Genomic DNA, 25,763 nt, shown 5'->3' with positions numbered 1-25,763 from the left:
TGCCAACCGGATCGCACCCTGGGGCCCGGCACGGAACGGGTTTCGTGCGCGCCCGGATCATGATGTGCTGGAGGGAGGGGGGTGCGATGAGCGAGGCGGCGGAGTGCGCGGAATGCGCCAAGCCGCTGCCGCCCGCGCCCGAGGCGGGCCGGCCGCGGCGGTTCTGCTCGGACACCTGCCGCTCCGCCGCACGCCGGGCCAGGGAACGGCTCCGCAAGGCCGAAGCCGAGGAGCAGGCGCGACGCTGCTCGACCGGGCTCGCCGGGCATTCCTGCCCACGAGACGCGGAATTCGAGCTGGCGGTGCACGAACGCCGGTTCCGGGTCTGCGGCCGCTGCCATGAGGTCACGCTGCTGTTCCTGATCAACCAGGGGGTGCCGGCCACCGCGGTCGAGGTCACCCGACTGGCCGGGCCGGACCCGGCCGCGGCCGAAGCGCCCCAGGCCCCGGTTCAGTCCTCGGCACGCATCCTGCTGATCGAGGACGACGTGCGGGTGGCCGAGGCACTGCGGCTCAGCCTCGGCAGCCGGGGTTTCCGGGTCACGACCGAGCGCACTGGCCTGGACGGGCTGCGTGCGGCCTATGGGTGGCGGCCCGACCTGGTCCTGCTCGACCTCGGGCTGCCGGACATGGACGGCTTCCGGCTGCTGCGTCAGCTCCGCGGTGTCAGCGATGTGCCGGTCATCGTGGTCACCGCGCGCAACGGGATCAACGACCGCATCGTGGGCCTGACCAGTGGCGCCGACGACTACCTGGTCAAGCCGTTCGCGGTCGGCGAACTGCTCGCCCGGATCACCCGCCTGCTCCAGCGCGAGTCCGCGCGGCAGTGGGCCGCCGAGGTCTACGACGACGGGCTGCTGCGGCTGGACTCGCTGCGGCGCGAGGCACACGTGGACGGCGTCCGGCTGCCCCTGACCCCGATCGAGTTCCGGCTGCTCGAACTGTTGACGCGCAACGCGGGCGCGGTGCAACCGCTGGACAAGCTGGTCGGGCACGCCTGGGAGGACCCGGGCGGCGAGGGCGCGACGAGCAGGGTCAAGTTCGCGGTGTCCCGGTTGCGCTCGAAGCTGGACACCACCGCGCTGGGCAGCGCCTGCATCGTCTCGGCCAGGGGCGTCGGCTACCTCTACCGGCCGCAGGCCCGGACCAGGACCTCGACCGAGATCAGGCCGAGCGCCGGGTACGGGCACGCCGCCAGCCTGCTGCGGCAGCTGGACGATATGGACGACTAAAAACTGCGTGACCCGAAAACTTGCGCGCCCCGCATGTTCCTCGCTACGGTTTCCCCATGGACAGCGCGAAGCCGGAACCCGGGCTGCGGGAGCGAAAGAAGGCCGCCACCCGGGACGCGCTGAGCTGGGCCGCGATCAAGCTGTCGGTCGAGCGCGGACTGGAGAATGTGCTGGTCGAGGACATCGCGGCGGAGGCCGGGGTGTCCGCGCGGACCTTCAACAACTACTTCGGCAGCAAGGCGGAGGCAATCGCCTCCCGGCATCTGGAGCGGGCCCGGCAGATCGCGGTCCGCTTCCGGGAATGCCCGGCCGGGCAGCCGTTGTGGGAAGCGCTGACCGAGTCGGTGCTCGGACATTTCCGGGCGCTGGAACAGAAACCGCCGGACCCGGTGTGGCAGGCCGGGGTGCGGTTGATGACCGAGGACCCCAGTCTCACCGGGGAGTTCCTCAAGGCCAGCGCGCTGGCCGATCACGAGTTCGCGCTGGCCATCGCCGAGCGCACCGGCACCGACATCGGGCACGACCTGTACCCGCGGCTGGTGGCGGGCGCGGTCAGTTCGGCGATCGGGGTGGCCACCGAGATCTGGCTGCACTCCGATCCGCCGCAGCCGGTGATCCCGCTGATCGCCGACGCGCTGGCCCAGGTCTCCGCCGGACTTCCCGCGCCGTAACGACTTTCCTCCCCCCGTGCCCTTGTCCAGCTGGCAAGAGCAAGGGAGGACACCGTGGCAGAACAGCACGACGTGGTCATCGCAGGCGGCGGCCCCAACGGGTTGCTGCTGGCCTGCGAACTGGCATTGGCCGGCGTGCGGCCGGTGCTGCTGGAACGACTGGCCGAACCCTCGTTGGAACCCAAGGCCAACGGACTGGTCGGCCGGGTCATCGAGGCTCTCGACTATCGCGGGTTGTACGAGCGGTTCAGCGGCACGCCTGGCCCCGCGCCGCGCACGCCGTTCTTCCAGTTCGGCGCGATGTTACTGAATTTGTCCATTGTGGACGATCATCCGTTGCGGGTGATGATGGTGCCACAGGCGAAGATGGAGGCGCTGCTCACCGAACGCGCGCGGGAACTCGGGGTGGAGATCCGGCGCGAGCACGAGGTCACCGACCTCAGCCAGGACGTCGAGGGCGTCACGCTGTCCGTACGCACGCCGCACGGCGAGCAGGAGATCCGCACCCGCTACCTGGTTGGCGCGGACGGCGGGCGCAGCACGATCCGGAAGCGTTGCGGCATCGGCTTTCCCGGCATCACCGACGACAGTTTCACTGGCTGGATGGGCAGTGTGGTCATCGAGGAGCCGGTGGCGGTGCCCGGCACCGGCGAGCTGGAGGTGCCCGGCATCGGCAGGCTGTACCCGGCCAGTTTCCGGCGCACCGAACGCGGATTGTTCGCCTACGGCATGTTCGAGCCCGGCCACTACCGGGTGTTCATCATGGAATGGCACCGGGACGAGGCGGAGAGCGGACTGGCCGGACTGCGCGCCGCGGCGGGCCGGGTGCTCGGCACGGACATCCCGATGCGCGCGGTGGCAGGGATGGATGAGCCGGACTGCACCACCGCGGGCATCAACTCCCGGCAGGCCGACCGCTACCGCGAGGGCCGGGTGCTGCTGGTCGGCGATTCCGCGCACGTGCACTCCGGGATGGGCGGGCCGGGGCTGAACCTGGGCCTGCAGGACGCGCTGAACCTGGGCTGGAAACTGGCCGCCGTGATCACCGGCCGCGCGGGCGAGGAACTGCTGGATTCCTATGAACGGGAACGGTTCCCGGTCGGCGAGCGGGTGCTCATGCACACCAGGGCGCAGACCGCGCTGGTCTCGCCGGGGCCGAATGTGACCGCGGCGCGCGAGCTGTTCGAGGAGTTGCTGACCGAGCCGGTGGTGACCCGGCGGATCGCGGAACTCATGGCGGGCGCGGACATCCGCTACGACATGGGCGTCGAGGACCCGCATCCGCTGGTCGGGCGCTGGCTGCCGGATGTGTCCCTGCGCACCGAGGACGGGCCGACCAGGGTGGCCGAGCTGATGCGCGCGGCCCGGCCGCTGTTGCTGACGCTGGCGGACGCGCCGGAACTGGCCGCGGTGGCCAGGGACTGGGTGGACGTGGTGCCGGCGAAGCTGGAAGAGGAGGACGTGGAGCCGACTCGGCAGAGCGAAGATGCCGAGCCGACCGCACTGGGCGCCTCAGCCGGGGTGCGCTCAGAGGCAGGCACCGGGGCCGGGCTTGGGGAAGTCGGGGTCGTGCTGGTGCGGCCGGACGGCTACGTGGCCTGGGCAGGCAACGCGGACACGCCCGGCGCGGCGGAGTCGCTGCGCCGGGCGCTGGCCACCTGGTTCGGCAAGCCGATGCGATGACCGTCCACAGTGGACCGAGCGATCCCCGTGATCGCTCGGTCCACCGGGCCTAGAACGGCCAGTCCCCGCGTTCGCCGCGTTCCACCAGGGTCAGCAGGTCGAACGAGCGGTCGGACAGGCCGCCGAAGGTGTGCCGGCCAGGCTGGCTCACCGGGGTGTGGCCGGTGGCGTAACCGGCCAGGTTCCAGGTGTAGAGCGGAACCCGGGCCGGGACGGCGGTGTGCACGTCGCCCTGGCCGTGCTGTTCGTCGGTGAGCAGCACCACCCGGTCGTGCCCGCGGAAGTGCGTCCGCAGCGCGCCGACCGTGTCGGTGCCCTGACCGAGGAAGTAGCCCTCCTCCTGCCAGCGCCGCACGCCACGCAGCACCGGCTCGTCCGGGCGGACCGGGAAAACCCGGCTCTCGTCCGAATAGGACACCACCGTCGGACGCGCCGCCCTGGCCGCCAGGGCCAGGCCGAAGACCACCGCCGCGTCCCACCGCTTCAGCGTGCCGTCACGGGAGAACGAGTCGGTCATCGAGTAGGAGGTGTCGATCAGCACCAGGGTGCGGCCGGACAGCCGCGGCACCGCGGCCAGCGAGTGCCCCAGCGCCGTGTCCAGCACGCCCGACCAGCGTTCCCCGGCCGCCCGGTAGGCGGAGAGGAAACGCAGCGGGAGCTGCTTGGACCTGGCCACCTGCGCCGGATCGGCCAGCTTCGCGCCGATCCAGGCCGCGTCCTGGTCGCTGATCCCGGCCTGGTCGAAGTTGCGCAGGTTGCGCAGCAACGCCATGTAGCCCATGGACGGGATCACCGCCGACCAGGCCGCCGCGTCCAGCGGACCCTGCCGCCAGCCGGCCACCGCCTCCCAGGTCATGCCTGCCTCGCGGAGGTCGGCGACGGCCTGGGCCGGATCAGTGGTCAGCTTGGCGCGCCTGGCCTCGACCGGCAACGCGGTCAGGGCCTGGCGGGCCCGCAGCACCGGCAGTCCGGCCGGCTCGCCCGCGCGGCCGTGCCGCTCGTCGATGAGCCGACGGAACAGCAGGCCCTGGCGTTGGTCCAGCGGCGCCGGGTGGGTCAGCTCCAGCACGTCGGCGAACCGGTAGTCCCGGCCGACCGAGTCCCACTTGAGCGCGGAACGCTCGTCGTAGAGCCGCCGCACCGCGTCCGCGATGCCGCGCTTGACCGGCTTCGGGATCGCCCGGCCGTGCCGCGCGGTCCAGTAGCCCAGCAGTTCACCGGGTTCGTCCGCACGCCGCAGCACCGAGTCGATCACCTGCCGGGACTGGCCGGGCAGGCCGTTGTCCAGGCGGGCCTTGGCGAACTCGGCCGCGCCCACCAGGGCCGCGGACCGCAGGTTCGCCGAGGTGCGCAGCCAGGCCAGCAGCCGCGCCGTCCACTCCGGATCGGCCAGGGTGGCGGCGCGAACCAGTGCGGCGTAACGGTTGTCACGGTCCTGGGCCTGCTCGTAGCACGAGGTCTCGCCGACGAGATTGCTGATGGCCAGCAGGAAAAGCTCGGTGCGGGTGTCCCGCTTGTAGGCGATACCGCCCTGGTGCGTGCGCGGACGCAGCCGCGTCAGCAGGTTGAACTTGCTCATGGAACACCCCCCGGGGATTTCCTTGTGGGATAACGAAAAAACAAGATTAGGTGTGCCCGAGATCCAAGTCGGCGACGGTACACGTGCTCTACCAAGCTGAGCTACCAGGCCGGAACCTGGGCGGGATTCGAACCCGCGACCCCGCCGTTACGAGTGGAAGTAACCGTTGCCTGCGCACCGGGCACGTGTAGAACATTAGCCGGAACGCTCAAGCGCCCCAACCGATTTACCGCAGGCGGTCGGCGTAGACCGCCATCGCGTCCCGGATGAACTCGGCCACGCCCGTGCCGAATTTCTCGTAGTTCACGGTGAACCGCTCGTCCTGGACGTACATCTCGCCGAGCCCGCGGAACTGCTCCGCGGTGGGTCGCCTGCCCTGCCAGCCGGCGACCACCCAGTCGTAGTGCCGGGCCACGATGGCCTGGACTTCGGCCTCGCCCGGGTCCTGGCCCGCCGCGGCGGCCTGGGCCAGCGCGGTGCCGATCGCGATCTGCTCGTCCAGGTGGGCCTGGCGGCCGTCCGCGCCGAGTCCGCGCCACCATCGGTCACCGCGCTGGTAGGTCTCCTTGCCCCAGCGCTGAGTCACTTCCTGCTCGTACTTCGTGTGGTCGAAGCCGTCGAAAACCTCGGCAGCCATCAGTTCTTCACCTTCTTCCGTCTTCCGCAACGTGGTCCGCACCGACTCGATCTGCCGCCCGATCCGCCTGCGCTGTTGCTCCAGCAGTTCGAGGTGGGTGCGCAACGCGGCGGCGGTGTCCCGCTGCCCGTCGAGCACCTCGGTGATCATCGGGAGGCTCAGGCCGAGTTCCCGCAACAGCAGAATGCGTTGCAGGCGCACGAGGGAGTCCTGGTCGTAGTACCGGTAACCGTTGCTCCCCACCCGGCTGGGCGGCAGCAGCCCCAGCTCGCCGTAGTGGCGCAGCGTGCGGCTGGTCGTGCCCGCCGAGCGGGCGATGTCCTGGATCGACCACTCCATCGCCGCTCACCTCTCGTCGTCGTTCGGTGAGAGCAACGGTAGAAGTTGACGCAGCGTCAAGGTCAACCGCGAAGACGGAAGAAGGTGACCCGGTTCACCCGGCCGTGGTGGCCAGCCGGAGCAGCGCCCAGAGCTGGGCGGTGGCGTCCCGGCTGCCGGCCAGGGTGACCGTGCGGTCCGGGACGCGGCCCCACAGCCACAGGTAGACCGACATGGGCTCACCGGTGACCAGGCCGTCCGCGCCCGCGGCCTCGGTGGCCGAGACGCGCTCGGCCACCGTGCCCTCGGGTCCGGTGTGCACCAGCCAGGCGTGGCCGCCAGTGCGCAGGCCGACCGTGCCGCGTTGCGGGCCGGTGATGCCCAGCCGCCCGAGCCGGTAACCCAGCCAGAGCTGCAGGGCCTCGTCCACCCCGTCCACGGCGAACTCGGGCGCGATCTCCAGCAGCGGACTGCCCGCGGCGGACTGGGCGTCCACCCGGTGCAGCGTGCTCTCGTGCGCCATCCGCCGCCGCCAGAACCCGTAGCTGGAATCGGCGGGCCACCAGGTCGGGCAGGGCGCGTACGGGTCGTGCCCGGCCAGTTCGCCGACCAGGGCGCGCAGTCCGGCGCGCACCTGGTCGGGCAGTGGGTCCTCCGGTTCGTCCTCCTCGCTGGTGAGCAGGGGCGGCGCCCCGGTGCGCAGCCAGCTCAGCGCGAGCCGGTAGCCGAGCGCGGCCGCGCGGACCGCCTCGCCGAGGGTGCGCCGTGGCCAGGCGGGCACGGTGCTGGTCAGGTCCGCCTCGGCCGCGCAGACGGCGAGCAGTTCGCCCTCGTTCTCCAGGACGTCGAGCAATCGGGCCGGGTCGATGAGTGCCTGCCCGCTCACCTGTCTGCCTCGTGCAGGACCCGCTCGGCGAGCACGAGGAAGTCCTCGGTCTGCCGGAGCAGGTCATCGGCGTCGCGCTGGGTGACCAGCCGGGTGATCCCGGCCTGCACCTGCGCCCGGCGATGGGCGCCCGAGGCGTAGAAGGCAGCCCATTCCCGCAGCTCAGGGGCTGCGGCGGCAAGTAACACCCAGACGCTGGTCGGACGGTTCTTGCCCGGGCGGGGACGCGCCCGGATGGCCAGCACCGAGGCGGCGGCGCGCAGTGCGGCCAGGTGCGCCACGGCGTAGCGCTCGGCGGGCTGCGGTTCCCTGCGGGCTGTGTCCAGGCCACGCTGGGCCTGGGCGAGCAGACCGGCCGCGGCCACCGGACCCGTGCGCGGCCGGTAGGGCAGCTCGGGAGAGTTGCGCCGCTGGATCGGGAAGTGGACGGGGACAGACATCACGGCCTCCTCAGAACGTCACCACAAAGGACGACTCCGCCGAGGGGAAGCCGGCGGCGCCGGGCGGCGAGGTGCTTCCCCCACCCCGCCGCCCGGCTTGGCCCGAACACATGATCTCTCGAACATGCGTTCGAACGACTCCACCCTAGCCTGGGGCACCGACAATGCTCAACCCATCTCGACGTGGGGCGGAACACCGCGGGGGCGGCAGGTCATGGTCTGATGGGACGGTGAGCGCAGCAGAGCATCCCGGCATCAGCGAGACCGTCGTCGAGCTGACCGCCGACGACCTCCGCCTGCGCCTGGGTGAGGCCCTGGCGCTGTACGTGGCGGCGATGCGATACCCGCCGAGCACCGTGCAGCAGCGGGCCCCGATGTGGCTGGCGCACATGGTCCGGGTGGGCTGGCGCTGCGTGGGCGCCTTCGACGAGCAGGGCACGCTGGCCGGGATCGGCTACGGCTACCGGGGCGCCAGCGGGCAGTGGTGGCATGAGCAGGTCCGGCGGGGACTGACCGCGGTGGCGGCGCCGGAGCAGGTACACCAGTGGATGGGCGATTACTTCGAGCTGACCGAGCTGCACGTGCGGCCGGACGCGCAGGGCAAGGGGCTGGGCGAGCAGTTGTTGCGGGGCTTGATGACCCGGACCGGCTCGGGAACGGTGCTGCTGTCCACCCCAGAGGGCCCGTCCCGGGCGTGGAAGTTGTACCGGCGCCTGGGTTTCCAGGACGTGCTGCGCCACTACACCTTCACCGGCGACCCTCGCCCCTTCGCTGTCCTGGGACGGGCACTGCCACTCTGACGGAGTGTTGGCCGTTGTCGTACGCCGAGTTGGCCGTTATGGACGCCGGATTGGCCGTTATGGACGGCGAGTTGGCTGTTGTGGACGCCGGATTGGCCGTTATGGACGGCGAGTTGGCTGTTGTGGACGGCGAGTTGGCCGTTGTGGGGCGGAGTGGGGGTGAAACCCCACGACGAGGGTTCTCGTGTCTTCTCCGTACGGCCTGGAGCATGCAGACCACACCCCGAGGAGTGGCCCCGGCAACCTGCGTAACCCTTGCCTCCCAACGTGACGGGGGCCGCTCATCGGGGCGTGGTTGGCTGGCGGAAGGCCGTGCGGAGAAGACACGAGCCCTCGGAGCCACGCTGGGTCTTGAGCCGGCAGCCTGCCCAGCCCCGCAACCTGCTGGACCCGGCTTTTGATCTGCCCCACCCCTCCGGTGGTCTGCCCGGCCGGCGAGGCCATCCCTCTGTCCTGAGCTTCGCCCGCCCACAACGGCCAACGTGGCGTACGACAACGGCCAACACTCCGGTCGGGTTGAACCCTTGCCGGAGTGTTGGCCGGAATGGACGGTGTGTTGGCCGTTGTGGGTGGGGTTAGGCGCCCAGGCGGGTGCGGAGGAGGTCCAGGCCCATGGCGCCCATTTTGAGGGCTCGTTCGTGGAAGCGCTTGAGGTCGAAGTCGGCGCCCTCGCGTTGTTTGGCTTCGTCGCGGGCTTGGAGCCAGAGGCGTTCGCCGAGTTTGTAGGAGGGGGCCTGGCCGGGCCAGCCCAGGTAGCGGTCGATCTCGTCGCGGACGTGGGTGGCGTCGGTGATGGTTCTGGTGAGCAGGAATTCCAGGCCCAGTTCCGGGGTCCAGCGTTCGCCGGGGTGGAAGCCGGAGCCCGCGGGGATGGGGAGTTCCAGGTGCATGCCGATGTCGACGATCACCCGGGCGGCACGGAACAGGTGGGCGTCGAGCATGCCCAGCAGGTTGCCGTCGTCGTCGAGGTAGCCGAGTTCGCGCATCAGGCGCTCGGCGTAGAGGGCCCAGCCCTCGCCGTGGCCGGAGACCCAGCAGAGCAGGCGCTGGAAGCGGTTGAGGCGCTCGGCCTCGGCCACCGCGGTGGCGATCTGCAGGTGATGGCCAGGCACGCCCTCGTGGTAGACGGTGGAGACCTCGCGCCAGGTGGAGAACTCCTCCTTGTCCGCGGGGACTGACCACCACATGCGGCCGGGGCGGGAGAAGTCGTCGGTGGGGCCGGTGTAGTAGGCGCCCACGGTGCCGCCGGGCGGGGCGATCCGGCATTCCAGCTTCATCAGCCGGTCCGGGATCTCGAAGTGCACGCCGCGCAACTCGGTCAGCGCCCGGTCGGACAGCTCCTGCATCCAGCGCTGGAAGGCGTCCTGGCCGTGCACCCGGTACCGCGGGTCGGCGTCCAGTGCCGCGGCGGCCTCGGCGAGGGTGGCTCCGGGGCGGATCCGGCCCGCCACCTGCTTCATCTCCGCCTCGATCCGGGAGAACTCCTCCCAGCCCCAGTCATAGGCCTCCTGCAGGTCCAGCTCCGCGCCGGTGAAGAAGCGGGAGGAGAGCTGGTAGACCTCCAGGCCGACCGCGTCCTTCTCCGGCGCGCTGGGGGCCAGTTCCTCGCGCAGGAAGCGGCCGAAGTCGGCGTAGGCGGCCGAGGCGGACTCGGCGTGCGCGCGCAGTTCGCCGGTCAGCGCCGCGGAGACGCCCTGCACCTGTTCGGCGGCGGCGACCATGGTGCTGAAGAAGGACTCCCCGCCGCGGCGGCCGGCCCAGGTCTCGCACTGCTCGGCCACCCGGCGGACCTGGCGCAGCGCGGAGGTGCGGCCGTGCGCGGCGGAGTGGCTCAGCGCGGCGCGCACCTGCTCCAGCGCGACCGGCATGCCGCCGAGCCGGGTGGAGATCACCGCCCAGTCCGCCGCGGTGTCGCTGGGCATCAGGTCGAAGGTCTGCCGCAGCTCGTGCACGGGACTGGCGATGACGTTCAGCTCGCTGACGTCCAGGCCGGCCTCGTGCCGTTCCACGGTCAGCCCGACCCGCTCCAGGAACACGTCCTTGGCGGCCTGCTCGTCGGCGTCCGCGGCGGTGGCGGCGCGCAGGTCGCGCAGGGCGGTGCGGGCCAGCTCGGCGCGGGCGCCATGGCCATCCGGCGAATAGTCGGTGAGCTTGTCGTCATGACCAGGGACACCGAGGTAGGTGGCGGTGTTCGGGTCGAGCGCGGCGAGGTCTCGCACATACCGCTCGCTGATCTGGTGGACGCCTTCGGTCGCGGACATGCAGCGGACGCTACCGGGCGGGTCCGGGCGGACGCTTTCGAGTTCTTGTGCGCGGTCAAGGACAGCTCACCCGAACGGCTGGCAGGATGGCGCGGTGCCCCTGTCCCGCCCGCGACTGGTCGCCCTGCCGTTGCTCGGGCTGCTGTGCGTGCTGTTCCTCTCCGGCTGCGTGCGCGCCTCGCTGACCATGGCGGTCACCGAGGACGACCGGGTCTCCGGGGAACTGGTGCTGCTCACCCTGCCCGCCCGCGACGGCGACCTGGGCCCCCAGCTCAAGGTGCCCGCCGAGCTGGCCAGCCGGGTGCGGGTGCTGCCGCACAGCCGGGAGGGCTACGCCGGCTCGCAGCTGTTCTTCAACGGGCTGACCTTCGAGGAGCTGCGCCTGCTCTCCTCGGCCACCGACCTGATGTCCACCAACTACCGGCTGCAGCTACGCCGCTCCGGCGGACTGGTCACGCTCTCCGGCTCGGTCGACCTCACCTCGCTGGCCCCGGAGCGCACCGACGTGCAGCTGCGGATCAACTTCCCCGGCCGGATCGCCAGCACCAACGGCAGGCACGTCGCCAACGGCATCGCCTGGTCCCCCAAGGCCGGGGAGATCACCGAGCTGGCCGCCACGGTTTCCTACGCCGACCAGCGCACCGAGTCCTGGCAGTACTGGGCGATGGTGGTCGCCGGCGGTTCCGGCGGGGTGGCGCTGCTGGTGTACGTGCTGGCCTTCGTCGCGCACCGGCGGTACGTGGCCCGGCTCGACCCGGTGGGCTGACCGCCCCGCCTCAGCCGGCCGTGGCCGAGCGCGGGAACTCGCGGACGTTGTCCCGCAACCGATCCGCCGGCCGCAGGGTGCGCACCGGCGGGTGCCCGTAGACCTGGCGGTACTGCGCGGAGAACCGGCCGAGGTGGGTGAACCCCCAGCGCAGCGCCACCTCGGTCACCGACCCGCCTGCCCGGCCCTCGGCGATGGCCAGCAGGTCCTGGTGCGCCCGGTCCAGCCGGATCCGGTACAGGTAGGCCAGCGGCGTGGTGTCCAGGTGGCTGCGGAAGGCGCGTTGCAGCGAACGCACACCGACCCTGGCGGCCACCGCCATGTGCGCCGGGGTGATCGGCTCGGCCGCGTGCTCCTCGCAGTAGGCCATCGCCCGGCGCAGCACCTGCGGCAGCTCGGGGCGGCCCGGTTCGGCCAGCGCCTCGCTCAGGGTGTGCGGCTGGGTGTCCAGCAGGCCGTGCACCAGCATCTGCTCGAAGTGCGCCGCGGCCAGCGGGGAGCGGGCGAACAGCCCGGCCGCGGCGTTGTCGGCGAAGGCGCGCATGGCCACCAGCCAGGACTGGGCCGCGGCCCGGATCTCCGGGTCGAACCGGGTCGGCGTGGCTGGCAGGTCGCCGAGCCGGGTGGCCAGCGCCTCGTCGATGGCGGCGCGGGCGAAGCGCAGGATCAGCGTGTTGCTGTCCCCGCTCCAGCGCATCCGCAACCGTTGCCCCGGCCCGACCACACTGCTCTCGGTGCCCACCGCCAGGTTGTCCACCCGCAACTCCCCGTGCCCGCTCAACGGCACGTGCACGTTGTAGATGTCGGGCATCTCCCCCGGCCGCACCTCGACATCGGCGCCATAGCCCAGCTCGAACACCGACACCGCACCGACGTGCACCGCCGTGAACCGCCCCGCCAGGGGCTGGTTCGCCACCACCCGGAGCCGATGCGGCGCGAAGTGGTTGCTGACCACCTCGTGCACCTCATCGACATCCCGGCCCTCGAACAAGATCATGCTGACTCCCCGTGCCCTAACGAGGACGTCCCAGCCCTGGCGCTGGTTGTCCGGAATGCGGCACCCATCCTGTCGCGAAGTGGATTTACCCGCCGGAGCGCCCGGAATACCTTCGCTGCACGACGCGGACCACTGGGGGTGTGCGCGTCGCGACCGGAAGGCGACAACCATGGCGGCGACACAGATCCGGACGGCAAGGCCGGTCGGGGACCTGCAGGTGGTCCTCGGTGCCCGACGGCCAGGCGCCCGGATCCCACGCCGGGCCACTGCGCCAGCGACCCGGTGGGCCGACTCCCGCGGCCAGGGTCGCCGCCCCACGCCCCGGTCGGCGTGACCAGGCGCCAGGCAACGCCACGCCTGGCGCCTGCACGACCGTCCGGGGCCCCCGGAAACCCCTTAGTGCCTCCTCCGCGCAAGCCCTAGCCTCGATCCCATGAGCGAACGACGGATCATCTCCAGCGGGTCCACATTCGAGGCGCAGGTCGGCTATTCGCGGGCCGTCGTGGTCGGCGACCACGTCTACGTCTCCGGCACCACCGGCTTCGACTACTCGACCATGACCATCGCCGAGGGCGTCCTCGACCAGGCCGAGCAGTGCCTGCGCAACATCGAGCACGCGCTGGGCGAGGCGGGCTGCACCTTCGAGCAGGTGGTCCGGGTCCGCTACCTGCTGCCCGACCGCGCCGACTTCGAGCCGTGCTGGCCGTTGCTGCGCAAGGCTTTTGGCCAGGCCCGGCCGGCCGCCACCATGCTGGTGGGCGGATTGCTGGACCCACGGGCGCGGATCGAGATCGAGGTGGACGCCCGGCTGAGCTGATCAGCTGGCCTTGGTGTCCGGTTCCGGTGGCATCAACCGGATGAACGGGCCCGCGTCATCGGCCCGTGAGCGCCGGTCCGCCCGCTTGCGCCGCCAGCAGGAGCGCGCCACCACCACCGCCAGGATCACCGCCACCGCGACCCAGACCACCAGCACGATGGTCAACTGCGCCTGGTCTGACAACAACGGCTGGATGTCCGGTGCGGTCGGCGGCGCGGTCAGGTGGTGGATCGACAACGGGGCACCACCTTTCGCCGGGTGTGTTGACCTTAGCGAAAGTCATGTGGCGCAACGGCATTCACCGTATCCGTTCATCACAAGGAGACCGGATGCGACGAACGGCTGCACCTGAGTGGACCAGTCGGCCCTACGGTCCGTGCGGACCATAGGGCCGACCATTCACGCTCTGGCGGGTACCAATCCCAGGTTCTCCAGCACCTCACGCGTCGCGGTGGACTTGTTCAGCGTGTAGTAGTGCAGGTTCAGCACGCCCTCGGCGAGCAGCCGCTGGGACAGCTCGGTCGCGATCCGCACGCCCTCCTCGCGCACCGCGGCCGGGTCCTCGGCGATCGGGTCGATCCGGGACAGCACCTCGGCCGGGATCGGGTCGCCGGACAGCTCGGCCATCCGGCGCACGCCCTTGACCGAGGTGATCGGCATCAGGCCGGGCAGCAGCGGGACCTTGCTCACGTCGATGCCGCGTGCGGCCACCCGGTCGCGCAGCCGCAGGAACTCCTCGACCCGGAACACCGTCTGGGACACCGCGTACTGCGCGCCCGCCTCGAACTTGCGCACCAGGAAGTCCGCGTCGGCGTCCAGGCTGGCCGAGCGCGGGTGGCCGTTGGGGAAGCAGGCCACGCTGACGCAGAAGTCGCCGAGCCCGCGCACCAGGCGGACCAGGTCCTCGGCGTAGGCGATGCCCTCGGGGTGCGGGATCCACTCGCCGTGCGGGTCGCCGGGCGGGTCACCACGCAGCGCGAGCACGTTGGTGACCCCGGCCGAGGCGTACCAGCCGATGATGTTGCGCAGTTCGGCGATGGAGTGGTTGACCGCGGTCAGGTGCGCCACCGGGGTCAGCGTGGTCTCGGCGGCGATGCGGCCGGTGATCCGGATGGTGCGGTCCCGCTTGGTGCCGCCCGCGCCGTAGGTGACCGAGACGAAGCTGGGTTCCAGGGGTTCCAGATCACGGATCGAGCGCCACAGCTGTCGTTCCGCGTTCTCATCCCCCGGCGGGAAGAACTCCACCGAGAACGAGGGCCGTGCCGAGCACAGCCGATCCACCACCGACGTCATACGCCAAGGTTACTGGCCGGGCACCCGGGGCAGATCGGTTGTTCCAACAAGTGGATGGCAGTTCGCGGGCAGCCACCCGATCGGCCCGATACCAGGTGCGCGAAATGGGAGTTTCACCACCCGGGCATGCGCCGTGGCTGAGGAACACGCAGGATTAAAGGGTGCCCCCACCGCAGCTCATGCTTCATCCGGTCGATCTGGACCTGACCACGCACGTGCACCACGCGCTCCAGGAGTTCCTGGAACAGCGGCGGGCCGAGATCGACGCGATCGACGAGACGGTGGCCGCGGCCATGGACTCGCTGACCCGGTTCATCCTCGACGGCGGCAAGCGGATCCGGCCGACCTTCGCCTGGTGGGGCTGGCGGGCCGGTGGCGGGCGGCCGGAGTCACCGGACGCGCCCGAGGTGTTGCGCGCGGTGAGTTCGCTGGAACTGATCCAGGCCTGCGCGCTGGTGCACGACGACCTGATGGACTCCTCGGACCGGCGGCGCGGGCAGCCGACCCTGCACGTGCGCTTCGCCATGCAGCACCACGCGGCGGGCTGGGCGGGCACCCCGGACGCCTTCGGGCTCTCCGCCGCGATCCTGCTCGGCGACCTGGCCCTGGCCTGGGCCGACGACCTGCTCTACGACGCCGCGCTGGACCAGTCCGCGCTGGCCAGGGCCCGTCCGGTGTGGCGGGCCATGCGCACCGAGGTGCTGGTCGGGCAGTACCTGGACGTGCTGGCCCAGGCCCGCGCGGCCAACGAGCCGGAGACCGCGATGCGGATCAACCGGTACAAGACCGCGGCCTACACCGTGGAGCGGCCGCTGCACCTGGGCGCGGCGCTGGCCGGCGGGCCGGCGGAGCTGATCGCCGCGCTGCGGGTCTTCGGCACCGACCTGGGCATCGGCTTCCAGCTGCGGGACGACCTGCTCGGCGTCTTCGGCGACCCCAAGGTCACCGGCAAACCCGCCGGCGACGACCTGCGTGAGGGCAAGCGCACCCTGCTGGTCACCCTCGGTCTGCAGCGCGCCGAGGAGCGGGGCGACCGGGCCGCGCTGACCGCGTTGCAGGAGGCGATCGGCAACCCGGCGCTGGACGAGGCCGGGGTGGACCGCACCAGGGAGCTGCTGCACGAGCTGGGCGCGGTGGACGCGGTGGAGCAGCGGATCACCGGGCACACCGAGGCCGCGCTGGCCGCACTGGCCACCGCCCCGATGGCCGAGGAACTGGCCCGCGACAAGCTCGCCGAACTCGCGATCGAGGCCACCCGGCGCGATCACTGAGCATTGCCGTCACCCGGCTGACACGGCACGGAAACAGGATCGCCGGAATTCCCCCTTCCGACTGACCCCTGAATGGAGCGGCGCGCCGGGGATTGATGACGTGCGTCTCCTCGGCGCCGATCCCGTGCCGGGCACCGAAGCCGTTGTGGGACCATGGAGGTCGCGATGACCTCCATTCCCTCGCTTCCTCGTTCGAGCGCCGGTGGTGAACCGGTGCGGTTTTCGCATGAGATCGCCCAGGTGCTCTCGGCGCCGCTGACGGTGGGCAAGACGGACATGGCGACCCAGCCGATGCTCCGGCCGGAGACGCCCGCGCGCCCGGCCGTGACCGCGCCCGAGCCCGAGCCGAAACCCGCGCCCCAGCCCGAACCGGACCCCGCGCCGCGACCGCGCCCGGTGTCCGTGCGCACGGTGCTGCTGGGCGGGCTCGGCGCCGCGTTGATCACCCTCGGCGGTATCGGCGCCGGCGGCGTGCTGGTGCGCGACCCCCTGCTGGCCGACACCGGTTTCAGCTGGCTGCGCTACGGCCACGGCAAGGACCTGGCCACGCTGACCCTCTACGCCGGCCTGGCGCTGATGGTGCTGGCCTGGGTGCGGCTGGGCCGCGATGCCTGGGCAGGCCGGGCCTCCGCCCGCGGGGTGCTGCTGGCCGTCGGCGTGTGGACGCTGCCGCTGCTGGTCGCGCCGCCGTTGTTCAGCCGGGACATCTACAGCTACCTGGCCCAGGGCGCGCTGGCCTGGCAGGGCTACGACCCGTACGTGGCCGGGCCGATCCAGCTGGCCACCGGGCCGCTGCTGGAGAACGTGAGCTGGCTGTGGCAGAACAGCCCGGCGCCCTACGGCCCGCTGTTCATCCTCGTCGCCAAGGGCGTGGTCGCGCTCACCGGCGACAGCATGATCCTCGGTGTGGTGCTGATGCGGCTGGCGCTCACCGGCGGCCTGGTGCTGCTGTGCTGGGCGCTGCCCAAGCTGGCCGTGCGGCTGGGCGGCAAGGCGCCGCTGGCGCTGTGGCTGGCCGCTGCCAACCCGCTGATCCTGGTGCACCTGGTCGGCGGCGCGCACAACGACCTGCTGATGGTCGGCCTGCTCGCCGCGGGCGTGGTCTTCGCCCTGGACCGCCGGTTCGTGCTGGGCATCGCCCTGGTCACGCTCGCGGTGGCGGTCAAGGCCAGCGCGGTGTTCGCGCTGCCGTTCCTGGTGTGGATGTGGGCGGCGCGGATGGACGGCTCGCCGCGGGTGCGGCTGGGCCGCGCGGTGGCCGCCGGACTGGCCGTGTTCACCGCGACCTTCGCGCTGAGCACCCTGTTCGCCGGGGTCGGCCTTGGCTGGCTCAGCTCGCTGAGCAACTCCTCCGCGGTGATCAACTGGCTGTCGCTGCCGACCGCGGCCGGTCAGCTGGTGCACGGCCTGGTCAGCGTGTTCTTCACGGTGGACGGCGGCTGGTTCCTGGGCGTGGCCCGCACCACCGGCTGGATCCTGCTCTTCGCCTTCGGCCTGCGGCAGTGGTGGCTGGCCAGGGCGGGCGGGGTGAGCGCGGTGCACCGGGCCACGCTGGTGCTGCTGGCCGCGGCGCTGCTGTCCCCGACCACGTTCCCCTGGTACTTCAGCTGGGCGCTGGTGCTGGCCGCCGGGTTCGTCTGGTCCGGGCGGGCGGTGGTGGCCGCGGTGGCCGCCTCGGTGTGGCTGCTGCTGGTCACCTACCCGACCGGTGACTCCGCGCTTTACGACTGGGGCTATCTGGCGGGCGCGTTCGGCGTGTCGGCGCTGGCCGCGCTCTCGATAGTGCGGCCGGACCCGCTGAAACTGCGTTCGCGGGCATGAGAAAAGGACTGTGGCGGGTGGCCGCCACAGTCCGACCGACTGGAAGAACTTCTCAGAAAGCCATTGCCTGTGCCCGGCGCTTCACCTCGCGGGAGCGGTCCGAACGCAACGCGCCGACCGGGGTGCCCGGCAACGAGTCGTCCTCGGTGAACAGCCAGCGCAGGATGTCCTCCACGGTGTAACCACCGTCCTTGAGCACGGTGATCACCCCGGATAGGTGCTTGACCACACCGGTGTCATCAATGAACTCCGCGGGCACCACGAGCACCCGATCGCGGCGCAGGGCCAGCAGCTGGCCGTCACGCAGCATCTGGTGCACCCGGGTGATCGGCAGGCCGAGGCTCTCCGCGACCGTGGGCAGCGGCAGGACCTCCACCTCGCGCTTCAGCACGTCATCGGCGGCAGGGATCGTACTCACAGCTCATCAGCCTGCCACATTCCGAGTGGGTGTGCGCTGAACCACGGATTGACCCCGCTCCGTACGATCGGGTTGTGCAGACGCGGGGTTCAGTACTGACCGGCACGGTGTTGGAGCGCCGATACCGGGTCGAGGGATTGATCGCGCACGGTGGCATGTCCACCGTGTACCGCGGGCTCGACACCAGACTGGACCGTCCGGTGGCCATCAAGGTCATGGACCAGCGGCTCTCCGGTGACCGGAGCTTCCTGGACCGGCTGGAACGCGAGGCCCGCAGCGCGGCCCGGTTGCATCACCCGTGCGTGGTCGGCGTGTACGACCAGGGCATCGACCCGACGCCAGAGGGTGATCTGGCCTTCATCGTGATGGAGCTGCTCCAGGGCGGCACCCTGCGCGATCTGCTGCGCAAGGAGGGCGGCTCACTGCCGGTGCCGCTGGCGCTCAGCGTGATCGAGCCGGTGCTCTCCGCGCTGGCCGCGGCGCACCGCTCCGGGCTGGTGCACCGCGACATCAAGCCGGAGAACGTGCTCATCGGCAAGGGCGGCGCGGTCAAGGTCGCCGACTTCGGCCTGGTCCGGGCGATCGCCGGGGCCGGCACCACCAGCGACAGCATGATCCTGGGCACGGTCGCCTACCTCTCCCCCGAGCAGGTGGCCACCGGCGCGGCCGATGCCCGCAGCGATGTCTACGCGGCCGGGATCGTGCTCTACGAGATGCTCACCGGCGCCCAGCCCTACACCGGCGACACCGCGATCTCGGTGGCCTACCGGCACGTCAACAGCGATGTCCCGGCGCCCGGCCTGGCCAAGCCGGGCCTGCCGCCCGCGCTGGACGAGTTGGTGCTGCGGGCCACCCGCCGCGATCCGGCCCAGCGCCCGGTGGACGCGGCCGCGTTCCTGCTGGCCGTGCAGCAGCTCCGGGAGCAGCTCGGCCTGTCCACCGTGCCGGTGCCGGTGCCGGTCGAGGAGGTCGACGAGGCCGTCACCCAGCAGATGAAGCCGGTGGTGGACGACCCGGAGGCGACCGTGCGCGCCGTGCCGAGGGCCGCCGCGCCCGCGCCCGCGCCGATCGGCCCGCAGGGCACCAGGGCGATGTCGCGGGCCGAACTCCCCCAGTTCGCCCCGGCCCCCGCGGCCGGGCCGCCCACTCCGCCCCGGCCCGCGCCCGGCCTGGCCGAGCAGCGGGCCAGGGAACGGGCGCGCAGCCGCCGCAGCTTCACCCTGTGGATCTCGGTGGTCGCGGTGCTGGCGGTGGCCATCGGCGTGGTGTCCTGGTGGCTCGGCTCGGGCCGCTGGACCCAGGTGCCCGATGTGGCCGGGCAGACCCAGGAATCCGCGATCAGCTCGCTCAAGGCGGCCGATCTGGTGCCGGTGGTCAAGGTCGAGCACCACAACGACGTGGTGGCCGGCACGGTGATCCGCACCGATCCGGCAGGCAAGACCGATGTGCTGCGCGATGAGAACGTCTCGGTGGTGGTCTCCCGCGGCCGCCCGGTGGTGCCCGACATCAAACCGGGCATCAGCCAGATCGAGGCCGAGGTGCTCATCCGGGACGCCCAGCTCGCCCCGCGCCGCGATCCCGGACTGGACGGCTTCAGCTCCGAGGTGCCCGAGGGCAAGGTGCTCAAGGTCGACCCGGCCCCCGGCAGCGCGGTGCAGATGGGCGCGGCGGTGGCCATCGGGCTGTCCAAGGGCGCGGCGCCGGTGAACGTGCCCAACCTGGTCGGCATGACCAAGGACGCCGCCTTCGCCGAACTGCGCCGGGTGGGCCTGGAGCCGTTCGAGAAGAGCCAGGACTTCTCCGCCGATGTCGAGGCGGGCCGGGTGATCTCCGCCGATCCCGCGGTGGGCGCCAGGGTGTCCAAGGGCAGCCGGGTCGGGGTGGTCATCTCCAACGCGATCACCGTGCCCGGCCTGATCGGCAAGACCGTCGGCGAGGTCCGGCAGTGGGCAGGCGAGCGCGGGCTGGGCTTCGAGGTGCAGCACGCCTTCGGCGGTGGCGAGGACGCCAGGGTGTTCGGCCAGCTGCCGCCGCCGGGCTCCAGGGTGCGCCCCGGGTCCAAGATCACCGTCAACGCGTTCCCGTAGACCGGCTGGGGAGAGGTCACGCATGATCGGCAGGACCGGCCGGGTCACCGGCCGCATCGGGCCGGGCCTGATCGGCGAGGTGATGCTGGAGATCCGCGGCGGATCCGAGGCCTACTACGCCAAACCGGCTGACCGGGCGGCCACCATCGAGGTGGACACCCGGGTGCTGGTGGTCGATTTCGAGCCGCCGCGGATGCTCTACGTGGAGCCGTGGGAACTGCCCGCGTTCTGAGCGGAACCTTTTGCCCTCAGCCGGTGTCGTAGCGGGTATGACGATGAATCAGACGATTCTGGTCGCGGTTGGTGGGGGCATCGTCGGACTGCTCCTGCTGTTCCTGCTGCTGCGACTGCTGTGGCGGGTGGCGGAGCCGAACGAGGCCATGATCATTTCCGGCTTCGGGGCCAAGGGGAACACCGCCGACACCGCGGACAGCCTCGGCTTCAAGATCGTGACCGGCAAGGGCACCCTGGTGCTGCCCGGTTTCCAGGTGGCCCGGCGGTTGTCGCTGGACACCCACGCGGCCAACCTGCAGATCCACTGCGTGACCAAGCAGGGCCTGCCGGTGACCGTGCGCGCAGTGGTGATCTACAAGGTGGGCGACGACTTCGTCTCCATCGCCAACGCCGCCCGCCGGTTCCTGGACCAGCAGAACACCATGAACCTCACCATCCACGAGCTGTTCTCCGGTCACCTGCGCTCGATCGTGGGCGGGCTGACCATCGAGGAGATGATCCACAACCGGGACGCGCTCACCGGTGAGGTGCGGCAGTCCTCGGCGATCGAGATGAGCAAGCTCGGCCTGGTGGTGGACTCGCTGCAGATCCAGGAGATCGAGGACGAGTCCGGCTACATCCTCAACCTGGGCAAGCCCTATGCCGCGGCGGTGGCCGCCTCGGCCCGGATCGCCGAGGCGCAGCGGGACCAGGAGGCGGCCGAGGCCGAGCAGATCGCCGCCGCGCTCAAGGCGGCCGCACTGCGCGACAGCAAGATCAAGCAGGCGTCCTACCAGGCCGAGATCGACCAGGCCGCGGCCAAGGCGCAGCAGTCCGGCCCGCTGGCCCAGGCCAGTGCACGCCAGGAGGTCGTGGTGCAGGAGACCAGGGCCGCCCAGCTGGAAGCGGACCTGGCCGAGCAGCGGTTGCAGTCCCAGGTGCGCAAGCCCGCCGACGCCAAGGCGTATGAGACCAGGACGCACGCCGACGCCGAGCGGGACGCGCAGATCGCCCGCGCGCAGGCCGAGGCCAAGGAGACCGAGCTGCGCGCCACCGCGGACGCGACCAGGGTCAAGACCGCCGCGATCGCCGACGCCGAGGCCACCAAGGCCCGCGGTGAGGCCAGTGCGGCCGCCACCCGCGCCACCGGTGAGGCCGAGGCCGCCTCGGCCAAGGCCCGTGGTCTGGCCGAGGCCGAGGCCGCCAGGGCCAAGGGCCTGGCCGAGGCCGAGTCGATCAAGGCGCGGGCGAACGCGCTGGCGGAGAACCAGGAGGCCGTCATCGCGCAGCAGCTGGCGGAGAAGTGGCCGGAGATCGTGGCCGCGGGCGCGAGCGCGCTGGGCAACGTGGATCACATGGTGGTGCTCAACGGCGCCGACGGCCTCTCCGACCTGCTGGCCAAGGCGATGACCCTGGGCGGCACCGGGCTGGGTCTGGCGCGCACCCTGATGCAGTCCATGGGGACCACTCCGGCGGCGGAAAACACCCCGGACGGCAACACTGTGAAAAATGAGGGTGGCCTGGATCTGAGCAGCTTCCAGGGGCCGTCGAAGTCCTAGTCGCGAGTTTGTGCGGTTTGCCGCCGCGCGCCGCACAACCCGTTCGCTACCCTCAACAGATGCCGGTGGGAGGACCGGCACTGGGGAGGGGGATTCTGTGATGGAACCGTACGACGAGGACAACTCGGGACGTCAGAGCGTCGAGCAGCGTTTCGGCGAACCGGGCTGGGGCAGCACGCTCCACCCGGTCGAGCCTGCCGACACCACCAGACCACACGGCCTGTTCACCGACGTAGCCCATTAACCACCCCCGAGTGTTGGCCGTTCCCGTACGCCGAGTTGGCCCAACTGGTACGCCAGTTTGGGCAAACCGGGCGTACGACTTGGGCCAACTCGTGCCACAACGGCCAACGTGCCGTACGACAACGGCCAACACTCGGGTCAGGGTGGGGACTGGCGGGTCTGGACGAAGGCCTCGATCCCGTTGAGCAGGTGGGACAGGCCGAACTCCAGGTCTGGCAGCAGGTCGTCGGGGTCCGGGTAGTCCGCCGGCACGTCGAAGGCGCCGCCCGCCATGATCCCGGCCAGTTCCGGGTAGCGGTCCGGGCGCACGTACCGGCCCAGCGCGGCCGCGTAGGCATTCGCCACCGGTCCCTCGGCCCCGGCGGAGAGCGGTCGCTGGTCGAGGGAGACCTTGGCCAGGCCCTGCACCGCGGCGAAGACGAAGGTCACCACCGAGACCCGCTCGTAGCCCTCGAAGCCCAGTCCGGCCAGCGCCTTGAGCCCGCCTTCCAGCCAGGACAGCTGGTTCGGCCCCACCGGCGGCCGGTCCACCTGCACCTTGAGCAGCCACGGGTGCCGGTGGCAGACCTGCCAGAACGCCCGCGTCCAGCCTTCCAGCCCGGTGCGCCAGTCCGGCGCGTCGGCCAGCTCGGCGGGTGGCGATCCGATGGCGTGGTCCACCATCAGGTCGATCAGCTGCTCCTTGGCCGGGACGTAGCGGTACAGCGACATCGTGGTGTAGCCCAGTTCGGCCGCCACCCGCTGCATGGACAGCGCGCCGAGCCCCTCGGCGTCGGCCAGCGCCACCGCGGCCTCGACGATCTTGGACACCGACATCTTCGGCCGTGGGCCGCGACTGGGCTGGGCCCGCTCGCCCCAGAGCAGCTCCAGGCTGCGGCCCATCGCCTCGTGCTCGGCTGACATCTCCCACCCATCACTCGCTTGACCCTCATCCTAGAACTGTGTATCAAGTACACAATCAGTGTGCGTGATACACAGTTTGGGGGCAAGATGGCGACGGACGCCGTGATCAGCGTGTCCGGCCTGCGCAAGTCCTTCGGTTCGGTGGAGGTGCTGCGCGGGGTGGACCTGACCGTGCGACGCGGGCGGATGCTCGCGCTGCTGGGGCAGAACGGGGCGGGCAAGACCACGGTGGTGCGCATCCTGAGCACCCTGCTGGCCGCCGACGGGGGAACGGCCCTGGTCAACGGGGCCGAGGTGGGCAGGCGGCCGGACCGGGTGCGCCGGATGATCGGCCTGACCGGGCAGCAGACCGCCCTGGACGGGCTGCTCACCGGCCGGGAGAACCTGGTCATGCTGGGCCGCCTGCACCGGCTGGACCGGCGTACCGCCAAGGCCAGGGCGGCCGAACTGCTGGCCGAGTTCGACCTGGTCGAGGCGGCGGACCGGGCGGTCAGCGGCTACTCCGGCGGGATGAAGCGGCGGCTGGACCTGGCCGCCAGCCTGATCACCACGCCGCCGGTGCTGTTCCTGGACGAGCCCACCACCGGCCTGGACCCGCGCAGCCGCACCACGTTGTGGACCGCGATCGAGCGGCTGCTGGCAGGCGGCACCACGATCCTGCTGACCACCCAGTACCTGGAGGAGGCGGACCGGCTGGCCGACGAGGTGGTGCTGCTCGACCACGGGCGGGTGATCGCCGAGGGCACCCCGGCCGAGCTGAAGGCCAAGGTCGGCGCGGAACGCCTGGAGCTGACCTTCGGCACCGCCGCCGAACTGGACCGCGCCCTGCGCGCGCTGCCCGGCGAACCACTGCGGCACGAGGGCGAGGCGCCCCGGCTCAGCATCGCCGTGGACGGCGCCCGGCACCTGCGCCAACTCCTGGAACACCTGGAAGCCGCCGGTCTGGAACCTGCCGGGCTGGCCCTGACCCGCCCGAGTCTGGACGACGTGTTCCTGTCCCTCACCGGCGCCCGCCCGGAGTCCGAGCGCATCGGAGGCGCCGCGTGAAATCCCTGTCCTACCTGGTCGACGCCCAGGTGATGATCGGCCGCAACATCCGGCACATTCTGCGCAACCCGGAGCAGCTGGCGGTGATGCTGCTGATCCCGACCACCATGCTGGTGATCTTCCGGTACATGTTCGGCGGCGCGGTGGCCACCCAGGGCACCAGCTACGTCAACTACCTGATCGCGGGCATCCTGGTGATCAGCGTGGGCACCAACTCGATGCCCACCGCGGTCGGCGTGCGCCAGGACATGGCCGACGGGATCGTGGACCGCTTCCGCGCGATGCCGATGCTCAGCTCGGCGGTGATCATCGGCCACGTGGCGGCCACCGTGGTGCGCACCACGGTGTCCACGGTGGCCATGATCCTCATCGGCCTGTTGCTCGGGTTCCGGCCGCAGGCGGGCCCGCTGGACTGGCTGGCGATCTTCGGGCTGCTGTGGCTGCTGGCCGCGGCGATGGCCTGGATCGCGGCCCTGTTCGGCCTGCTCGCCCGCACCGTGGAAGGGGCCAGCGGCCTGAGCCTGATCCTGCTGTTCGTGCCCTACGCCAGCAGTGCCTTCGTGCCGGCGCACACCCTGCCGGACTGGCTGCGCGCCTTTGTCGAGCACCAGCCGCTGACGCTGGTGATGGACACCGTGCGCCCACTGCTGCTGGGCGTGCCGACCACCGGGCAGGGCTGGCTGGCGGTGCTGTGGTGGACGGCGATCCTGCTGGTCGTGGCTCCGCTGACCGGCCGGCTGTTCCGCAGGCGCACGGCTAGCTGAACGGCTTGTATCCGGATTGGACCACCGCTGTACCTGCCGGGGAGAAGCTCTCCGCCTACCGCGGCGGCTGACGCAGGGCCCCGAGTCGCCGCGGCGGCGCCGGCGGCGGCCACCACTGGGGGTTGGCCGCCACCGGCGTCCGGTCGGCGCAACCCGGGCGGGCAGGATCAGGCGCATGCGAGAACCATTGCTGGTGGCCTCGGACCTGGACGGCACCCTGCTCGGCCCACTGGCCCACCTCAGCGAACGCACCAGGGCGGCGGTGGCCGCGGTCACCGCCGCCGGTGTGCCGTTCGTGCTCGCCACCGCCCGCCCACCGCGCTGGACCCACCCGATCAGCGACCGGCTCGGCCTGGCCGGCTACGCGGTCACCGCCAACGGCGCCCTCATCCACCACCTGGGCGAACGCCGCGCCGCGCGGAGCTGGCCGCTGGACCCGGTGCTGCTCGCCGACGTCGCCTCCGCCCTGGCCAAGGCCATCCCCGGCTGCTCCTTCGCCGTGGAACTCAGCCCCGAGCACGCCCCCGAGTTCCCCGACGGCGTCTTCCTCACCGAGCTGGAGCACCCGATCGGCTGGCCGGAGCCACTGCTGCCCGGTGGCAGCCTGGCGCACGCGCCCCTGGCCGAGGTGCTGGGCCGTCCCGCGGTCAAACTGCTGGTCCAGCGCGCGGGCGTGCCCAGCGCGGAGCTGTGCCTGGCCGCCGAAGCGGTGCTGGCCGGCGCGGTCGACATCACCTACTCCGGCGCCGGCGCCATGATCGAACTCTCCGCCCCCGGCGTCTCCAAGGCCACCGGCCTGCGCTGGGTCGCCGAGCGCCTCGGCGTCAACCAGGCCGAGGTGCTGGCCTTCGGCGATATGCCCAACGACCTGGACATGATCAAGTGGGCTGGACACGGGGTGGCCATGGCCAACGCCCACCCCGACCTGCACTCCCTCGCCGACGAGGTCACCGCCACCAACGCCGAGGACGGCGTGGCCCAGGTCCTGGAACGCTGGTTCGCCTAGTCCCGGAAACGCCGATGGCGGCCACCCACCGGGTGACCGCCATCGGAGACA

At 71.4% G+C, this 25,763-nt stretch carries 25 protein-coding genes; 15 read left to right on the top strand and 10 right to left on the bottom strand.

The annotated features are described in order from the left end of the window. Positions 1-86: 86 nt before the first annotated feature. The 3 genes from MZC64_RS20165 to MZC64_RS20155 are packed head-to-tail and all read left to right on the top strand — an operon-like array spanning position 87 to position 3,586. Entirely contained in the window at positions 87-1,232 is a 1,146-nt protein-coding gene (locus MZC64_RS20165) for a response regulator transcription factor (RefSeq protein WP_247758813.1), read from the top strand. A gap of 56 nt (positions 1,233-1,288) precedes the next feature. Next, positions 1,289-1,903: a TetR/AcrR family transcriptional regulator gene (locus MZC64_RS20160; RefSeq protein WP_247758814.1), complete on the top strand. Its 615-nt coding sequence runs from the start codon at positions 1,289-1,291 to the stop codon at positions 1,901-1,903. A gap of 54 nt (positions 1,904-1,957) precedes the next feature. Beyond that, positions 1,958-3,586, top strand: a complete 1,629-nt coding sequence (locus tag MZC64_RS20155; protein ID WP_247758815.1) for an FAD-dependent monooxygenase — start codon at positions 1,958-1,960, stop codon at positions 3,584-3,586. A gap of 49 nt (positions 3,587-3,635) precedes the next feature. Here MZC64_RS20155 and MZC64_RS20150 read toward each other — a convergent pair whose 3' ends face one another. The 4 genes from MZC64_RS20150 to MZC64_RS20135 form a co-directional block, all read right to left on the bottom strand. Continuing rightward, complete coding sequence (locus tag MZC64_RS20150; RefSeq protein ID WP_247758816.1) at positions 3,636-5,165, bottom strand: TROVE domain-containing protein; 1,530 nt, start codon at positions 5,163-5,165, stop codon at positions 3,636-3,638. A gap of 226 nt (positions 5,166-5,391) precedes the next feature. Further along, positions 5,392-6,141, bottom strand: coding sequence for a MerR family transcriptional regulator (locus MZC64_RS20145; RefSeq protein ID WP_247758817.1), 750 nt, complete (start codon positions 6,139-6,141; stop codon positions 5,392-5,394). A gap of 94 nt (positions 6,142-6,235) precedes the next feature. After that, on the bottom strand, positions 6,236-7,006 hold the full coding sequence (locus MZC64_RS20140; RefSeq protein WP_247758818.1) for a maleylpyruvate isomerase N-terminal domain-containing protein: 771 nt from the start codon (positions 7,004-7,006) through the stop codon (positions 6,236-6,238). Then, positions 7,003-7,446 (bottom strand): SAV_6107 family HEPN domain-containing protein, encoded by a 444-nt coding sequence (locus MZC64_RS20135; RefSeq protein ID WP_247758819.1) that lies wholly within the window; start codon positions 7,444-7,446, stop codon positions 7,003-7,005. The genes MZC64_RS20140 and MZC64_RS20135 overlap by 4 nt, the downstream gene beginning before the upstream one ends. Positions 7,447-7,676: 230 nt before the next feature. Here MZC64_RS20135 and MZC64_RS20130 point away from each other — a divergent pair, with 230 nt between their 5' ends. After that, on the top strand, positions 7,677-8,246 hold the full coding sequence (locus tag MZC64_RS20130) for a GNAT family N-acetyltransferase (protein WP_247758820.1): 570 nt from the start codon (positions 7,677-7,679) through the stop codon (positions 8,244-8,246). A gap of 575 nt (positions 8,247-8,821) precedes the next feature. On the opposite strand, the gene MZC64_RS20125 is transcribed toward MZC64_RS20130, so the two are convergent. Continuing rightward, the gene (locus MZC64_RS20125; RefSeq protein ID WP_247758821.1) at positions 8,822-10,507 is read right to left on the bottom strand and encodes a DUF885 domain-containing protein; all 1,686 of its coding nucleotides are present in this window, start codon (positions 10,505-10,507) and stop codon (positions 8,822-8,824) included. 94 nt (positions 10,508-10,601) lie between these two features. Between MZC64_RS20125 and MZC64_RS20120 the strand changes: the two genes are divergently transcribed. Further along, positions 10,602-11,273 (top strand): DUF3153 domain-containing protein, encoded by a 672-nt coding sequence (locus MZC64_RS20120; RefSeq protein ID WP_247758822.1) that lies wholly within the window; start codon positions 10,602-10,604, stop codon positions 11,271-11,273. A gap of 10 nt (positions 11,274-11,283) precedes the next feature. On the opposite strand, the gene MZC64_RS20115 is transcribed toward MZC64_RS20120, so the two are convergent. Then, the gene (locus tag MZC64_RS20115; RefSeq protein ID WP_247758823.1) at positions 11,284-12,270 is read right to left on the bottom strand and encodes an AraC family transcriptional regulator; all 987 of its coding nucleotides are present in this window, start codon (positions 12,268-12,270) and stop codon (positions 11,284-11,286) included. Positions 12,271-12,703: 433 nt separating this feature from the next. Between MZC64_RS20115 and MZC64_RS20110 the strand changes: the two genes are divergently transcribed. Further along, complete coding sequence (locus MZC64_RS20110; protein ID WP_247758824.1) at positions 12,704-13,087, top strand: RidA family protein; 384 nt, start codon at positions 12,704-12,706, stop codon at positions 13,085-13,087. On the opposite strand, the gene MZC64_RS20105 is transcribed toward MZC64_RS20110, so the two are convergent. Both MZC64_RS20105 and MZC64_RS20100 read right to left on the bottom strand, forming a co-directional pair. Continuing rightward, positions 13,088-13,324 (bottom strand): hypothetical protein, encoded by a 237-nt coding sequence (locus tag MZC64_RS20105; RefSeq protein WP_247758825.1) that lies wholly within the window; start codon positions 13,322-13,324, stop codon positions 13,088-13,090. Between the two features lie 162 nt (positions 13,325-13,486). Next, positions 13,487-14,380, bottom strand: coding sequence for a methylenetetrahydrofolate reductase (locus tag MZC64_RS20100; protein WP_247758826.1), 894 nt, complete (start codon positions 14,378-14,380; stop codon positions 13,487-13,489). 179 nt (positions 14,381-14,559) lie between these two features. Between MZC64_RS20100 and MZC64_RS20095 the strand changes: the two genes are divergently transcribed. After that, positions 14,560-15,651: a polyprenyl synthetase family protein gene (locus tag MZC64_RS20095; protein WP_247758909.1), complete on the top strand. Its 1,092-nt coding sequence runs from the start codon at positions 14,560-14,562 to the stop codon at positions 15,649-15,651. 213 nt (positions 15,652-15,864) lie between these two features. Then, positions 15,865-17,472 (top strand): polyprenol phosphomannose-dependent alpha 1,6 mannosyltransferase MptB, encoded by a 1,608-nt coding sequence (gene mptB / locus MZC64_RS20090; protein WP_247758827.1) that lies wholly within the window; start codon positions 15,865-15,867, stop codon positions 17,470-17,472. A gap of 52 nt (positions 17,473-17,524) precedes the next feature. Here the strand turns inward: mptB and MZC64_RS20085 are convergent, their stop codons facing one another. Beyond that, entirely contained in the window at positions 17,525-17,890 is a 366-nt protein-coding gene (locus MZC64_RS20085) for an Rv2175c family DNA-binding protein (RefSeq protein WP_247758828.1), read from the bottom strand. A gap of 74 nt (positions 17,891-17,964) precedes the next feature. Here MZC64_RS20085 and MZC64_RS20080 point away from each other — a divergent pair, with 74 nt between their 5' ends. From MZC64_RS20080 to MZC64_RS20065, 4 genes are all read left to right on the top strand, one after another. Then, positions 17,965-19,977, top strand: a complete 2,013-nt coding sequence (locus MZC64_RS20080; RefSeq protein ID WP_247758829.1) for a Stk1 family PASTA domain-containing Ser/Thr kinase — start codon at positions 17,965-17,967, stop codon at positions 19,975-19,977. Between the two features lie 22 nt (positions 19,978-19,999). Then, positions 20,000-20,209, top strand: coding sequence for a hypothetical protein (locus tag MZC64_RS20075; RefSeq protein ID WP_247758830.1), 210 nt, complete (start codon positions 20,000-20,002; stop codon positions 20,207-20,209). A 37-nt stretch (positions 20,210-20,246) separates the two neighbouring features. Beyond that, positions 20,247-21,749 (top strand): SPFH domain-containing protein, encoded by a 1,503-nt coding sequence (locus tag MZC64_RS20070; protein ID WP_308301039.1) that lies wholly within the window; start codon positions 20,247-20,249, stop codon positions 21,747-21,749. A gap of 100 nt (positions 21,750-21,849) precedes the next feature. Next, entirely contained in the window at positions 21,850-21,993 is a 144-nt protein-coding gene (locus tag MZC64_RS20065) for a hypothetical protein (protein WP_247758832.1), read from the top strand. Positions 21,994-22,130: 137 nt separating this feature from the next. Here the strand turns inward: MZC64_RS20065 and MZC64_RS20060 are convergent, their stop codons facing one another. Continuing rightward, on the bottom strand, positions 22,131-22,895 hold the full coding sequence (locus MZC64_RS20060; protein ID WP_247758833.1) for a TetR/AcrR family transcriptional regulator: 765 nt from the start codon (positions 22,893-22,895) through the stop codon (positions 22,131-22,133). Positions 22,896-22,982: 87 nt separating this feature from the next. Between MZC64_RS20060 and MZC64_RS20055 the strand changes: the two genes are divergently transcribed. The 3 genes from MZC64_RS20055 to MZC64_RS20045 all read left to right on the top strand — a co-directional run bounded on the left by MZC64_RS20055 (position 22,983) and on the right by MZC64_RS20045 (position 25,712). Continuing rightward, a complete protein-coding gene (locus tag MZC64_RS20055; RefSeq protein ID WP_247758834.1) occupies positions 22,983-23,942 on the top strand; it encodes an ATP-binding cassette domain-containing protein in 960 nt (319 codons plus the stop codon). Then, positions 23,939-24,706, top strand: a complete 768-nt coding sequence (locus MZC64_RS20050; protein ID WP_247758835.1) for an ABC transporter permease — start codon at positions 23,939-23,941, stop codon at positions 24,704-24,706. Before MZC64_RS20055 ends, MZC64_RS20050 begins: the two co-directional genes overlap by 4 nt. 175 nt (positions 24,707-24,881) lie before the next feature. After that, on the top strand, positions 24,882-25,712 hold the full coding sequence (locus MZC64_RS20045) for an HAD family hydrolase (RefSeq protein ID WP_247758836.1): 831 nt from the start codon (positions 24,882-24,884) through the stop codon (positions 25,710-25,712). Positions 25,713-25,763: the final 51 nt, after the last annotated feature.

The organism is Crossiella sp. S99.2 (assembly GCF_023094165.1).
In the GTDB taxonomy this organism is placed as follows: domain Bacteria; phylum Actinomycetota; class Actinomycetes; order Mycobacteriales; family Pseudonocardiaceae; genus Crossiella.
The sequence above is the reverse complement of the archived record's forward strand: the minus strand, read 5'-3'. Positions and strand labels throughout refer to the sequence as shown.